Consider the following 4,477-nt stretch of genomic DNA (forward strand, 5'->3'; position numbering starts at 1 on the left):
CCGCAGCCTCCAGGCCCGCAGGCCCATCCGAACACTGCGATACCAGGTAGTGACGCTCTGAAAAGTAGTCGTGCAGATGGCCGCTGAGTACCGAATCATCTTCGATAACCAGCAAGCGTGCGGGAATTTGAGCAATGGCATTCATTCACGAATGATAAGAATTATCATTTATCTAGGCCAGCTTTTTTTGAACAGAATTCAGGCAACCCGCCAGTCATTACATTCTTTACGAAGATAGCAGTATTTAAACATAACCATTCTCATTAACATCTCTCCCTCTGTTGTGAATGACCTGAGCTCCACCGTGAATAAAAAACGCAAAGCCTTCTGGCTGAAACAACTCCACCAGTGGCACTGGGTGACCTCTGCGATCTGCCTGATCAGCCTGGTGTTGTTCAGCCTGACCGGCATTACCCTCAACCACGCCAGCCAGATCAGCGCCGATCCGGTCATCCGCGAACATCAGGGTGAGCTACCCGCCGAGCTGTTATCCGAGCTTGCGGAGCAAAAGAGCGGCCAGCTGCCCACCGCCGTCCAGCAATGGCTGGCGCAGAAAATGGATTTGCTGCACACCCGCGGGGAACCGGAATGGGCCGCCGACGAAATCTACCTGCCTATGCCACGCCCCGGCGGGGATGCCTGGCTCGCCATTGATATGACTAACGGTACGGTAATCGCAGAAACCACGGACCGGGGCTGGATCGCCTTTTTCAATGACCTGCACAAAGGCCGCCACACCGGCACCGTGTGGATCTGGTTTATCGATATTTTTGCCGTGGCCAGCCTGCTTTTCGCGTTCACCGGCCTGGGCCTGATGATGCTTCACGCCAAACGGCGCCCGGCCACTTGGCCGGTCACCGTGGCCGGGCTGGTGCTGCCCTGGCTGTTGATCGTGTTTTTCATGCACTAAACACCGCCATGTAAGACAAGAAAGGACCTTCCCATGCGTTTGCGTTACCTCACTCTGCTCCCCCTGCTAACCAGCCAGGCCCTCGCGGATACCTTTTCGGTGGACGTGGAAGTCCCCCGCAAGCGCGTGGCCGAATACCACGCCCCCTATGTGGCCTTCTGGGTGGAAAACGCCGATCGCAGCACCCTGGAACCGCTGGGGCTGTGGTACGACGACCAGGAAAAATGGCTCAAGGATATCCGCCAGTGGTGGCGACGCACCGGTCGCAGCCAGTCCGCCCCCTATGACGGCCTCACCGGCGCCACCCGCTCACCGGGCACGCACACCGTGGATTTCAGCAAACTGGACGCCCTGCAATCGCTGCCTGCGGGTGAGTACACCCTGGTAGTGGAAGCCGCCCGGGAAGTGGGGGGCCGCGAAGTGGTGAAACTGCCCTTCCGGTGGCCAGCCGAAGAAACACCGCAGCAGCAACAGGTTAAAGGCACCGACGAACTGGGCACCGTGACCCTGACCGTCTCTCAATAACACCGACTACTCAAGGAGCACCACCATGATCCGAGTCCGTTTCCATCAAGCCGCGCTGGCCGCCCTGGTGCTGACCACCGCCCTGCCCGCCCAGGCCCACAAGCTGTGGCTACTGCCCAGCCACACCACGGTGTCCGAGCCTCAGTGGATTACCGTGGACGCCAGCATTTCCAATGAAATCTTCGGTTTCGAGCGGGCCTACCCCGTCGACGGTCTGCAAGTCACCGGCCCGGACGGCAAGCCCGCCACCGTGGACAACGCCACCAAAATGCACACCCGCAGCGTGTTTGACGTGCAGCTGGAACAGGAAGGCAGCTACCGGATCAGCGTGGCCCAGCCCGGCTATTTTGTATCCTATAAAGTGGATGGCGAACGCCAGCGCAACCGGGGTAGAGACGCTGACAAGCTGCTGGCAGAGCTGCCCAAAGGCGCCACTGACGTCAAATTGCTGGAAGTGCTCAACCGCCTGGAAACCTATGCCACCCTGGGCGCGCCCAATAAAACCGGCCTGAAACCCACCGGCAAAGGCCTGGAGCTGGAACTGCTGACTCACCCCAATGACCTCTACGCTGGCGAAACCGCCCAGTGGAAACTGCTGCTGGACGGCGAACCGGCTGCCGGCATCAAGGTGGAACTGGTTCCCGGCGGCACCCGCTACCGTGACAGCCAGGAAGACTGGTCCGTCACCAGCGATGACAAGGGCATCGTCAACATTCAGTGGCCCGCCGCCGGCCGCTATTTCCTGGAAGCCGGCACCGGCGACAAGAACGTCAGCAACCCCAAAGCCGCTGAACGCTACCTGCAGTATCTGGGCACCGTTGAAGTCCTGCCCATGTAAGCCCGCTCAGACGTCGCCCGGCCCGGCAGGGCCGGGCGACATCTTCCCCGCCAGCCCTGTCATTCCGTACCATTACCCCCTTCACCTCGCACGAATTCCCGCGCTGACGCCCCGTAAACCACCCGCCCTGCCCGCTTTCGTTCCTCCCGGGTAATTGGCGAAAAAACGTGCAATTCTCCCGTTACCTGCGTATACTTCGCGCCCTCGCCGACCCTCACTCGGCCCCTCCCCCTAATCCATAGGTACTACATGTCAGATTCCCGTTCCGGGTTCGCCTCTTTAGGCCTGCCCGAGGTTCTGCTCACTGCGATCGCCCGTCAGGGCTTCGAGCAGCCTTCGCCGATTCAGGCGCAAGCCATCCCGCTGTTGCTGGATGGACACGATCTTCTGGGCCAGGCACAAACCGGCACAGGTAAAACGGCTGCGTTTTCATTGCCCCTTTTGGCCCGTCTGGATCCGACCCTGCGTGAACCGCAGATGCTGATCCTGGCCCCTACCCGCGAGCTGGCTATCCAGGTCGCCACTGCGTGTGAAGAATTTGCCAAAGACATTAAAGGTCTGCAGGTTCTGCCCATTTACGGCGGCGGTGAATACCGCACCCAGCTGAAAGGCCTGCGCGGCGGCGCCCAGGTTATTGTCGGCACCCCCGGTCGCGTCATGGATCACATGGAACGCGGCTCCATGAAACTGAACAACCTGAAAGCCCTGGTGCTGGATGAAGCCGATGAAATGCTCCGCATGGGCTTCATCGACGATGTGAAATGGGTACTCGAACGTACTCCCGATGACTGCCAGCTGGCGCTGTTCTCCGCCACCATGCCGCCGGTTATTCGCAAGGTTGCCGACCAGCACCTCAAGCAACCCAAACTGGTTCGCATCGACAATGGCGGCGCCACCACCGGCACCACCATTCGCCAACGCTACTGGCCGGTGGCCGGGCTGAACAAGCTCGACGCCGTATGCCGGATTCTGGAAGCCGAAGAACACGATGCCGTGCTGGTTTTCGTGCGCACCAAGCAGGCCACCCTGGAACTGGCTGAGCAGCTGAACCGTCGCGGCCTGCGTGCCGAAGCCCTGAACGGCGATATTCCCCAGCAGCAGCGGGAAAAAACCGTACAGCGCCTGAAAGACAAGCGTTTTGACCTGCTGATCGCCACCGACGTGGTCGCTCGCGGTCTGGACGTGCCGCGGATCACCCACGTGGTGAACTACGACATGCCCGGCGACCCGGAAGCCTACGTACACCGCATTGGCCGTACCGGCCGTGCCGGTCGCCAGGGTGACGCCATCCTGTTTGTGGCCCGTCGCGAACAACACGTGCTGCGTCAGATCGAGCGCATTACCCGTCAGAGCATCGAAAAGATGGCGCTGCCGTCCGTGGATGACCTGAATGCCAAGCGCATTGCCCGCTTCCAGGAACAGCTGGCCGGGTTCACCTCTGGAGCCAACGTTGATGAAGCCCGCGCGCTGGTCAACCAGCTGCGTGACGCCATGGACATCAGCGACAACGACATGGCGGCCGCCCTGGCCACCATGATGTTCAAGCGTGAGCCGCTGATTCTGAAAGAACCGAAAATGGTGAAAGAGCCGCGCCGTCGCGAATCCGCCCATGCGGGCAGTCGCCGGGAAGGCAACCCTCGCCACCGCAACGACAAGGGTCGCAGCGACAAGACCATGCGCCGCTACCGGATCAAGGTCGGCCACGACCACGGTGTGAAGCCGGGCAACATCGTTGGCGCCATTGCCAACGAAGCCAAACTGCCCAGCCGCCTGATCGGCCCGATCAAGATCCACCAGGACCACAGCACCGTGGAACTGCCGGAAGATCTGTCGCCGAAGCAGCTGCACGTGATCCGCACCGCGCGGGTCTGCCAGCAGGCCCTGGATCTGGAAATGGTGTAAGAAGAGACGCAGCACGCTTCACGCAACACGCTGCAACACGAAGGTCGTTAATTCGTGATTGAGAGGCCCAGCTGAGCGTTGAGTTCTCTACAAAAAAACCGCGCCCGAAGGGGTGCGGTTTTTTTGTGGCTTCTAGCTTCTAGCTTTGATCGTCCTCCGGACGATGTCCTCGCTTCGCTCGGTTCGCACCCTAAACGGTGCTTGTATGTTTGAATGCTCTTCCTGCAACCATGCAGGACTTGCCGGGGTGGAGGGACCAAAGGAGCATCTGACCCAAGGGTACAGACGGTAGGAGATTTGGC

Annotated in this window: 4 protein-coding genes; all 4 read left to right on the forward strand. The window is 60.4% G+C overall.

Annotated elements, in window-relative coordinates; all coding sequences use genetic code 11:
* The first annotated feature begins 304 nt into the window (after positions 1-304).
* The 4 genes from A3730_RS18910 to A3730_RS18925 all read left to right on the forward strand — a co-directional run bounded on the left by A3730_RS18910 (position 305) and on the right by A3730_RS18925 (position 4,175).
* Positions 305-910, forward strand: a complete 606-nt coding sequence (locus A3730_RS18910; protein ID WP_063520470.1) for a PepSY-associated TM helix domain-containing protein — start codon at positions 305-307, stop codon at positions 908-910.
* A gap of 33 nt (positions 911-943) precedes the next feature.
* Positions 944-1,435 (forward strand): DUF2271 domain-containing protein, encoded by a 492-nt coding sequence (locus A3730_RS18915; protein WP_063520469.1) that lies wholly within the window; start codon positions 944-946, stop codon positions 1,433-1,435.
* A gap of 25 nt (positions 1,436-1,460) precedes the next feature.
* Positions 1,461-2,273 (forward strand): DUF4198 domain-containing protein, encoded by an 813-nt coding sequence (locus A3730_RS18920; RefSeq protein WP_063520468.1) that lies wholly within the window; start codon positions 1,461-1,463, stop codon positions 2,271-2,273.
* A gap of 249 nt (positions 2,274-2,522) precedes the next feature.
* Positions 2,523-4,175 (forward strand): DEAD/DEAH box helicase, encoded by a 1,653-nt coding sequence (locus A3730_RS18925; RefSeq protein ID WP_063520467.1) that lies wholly within the window; start codon positions 2,523-2,525, stop codon positions 4,173-4,175.
* Positions 4,176-4,477: the final 302 nt, after the last annotated feature.

It is taken from the genome of Alcanivorax sp. HI0044 (assembly GCF_001634945.1).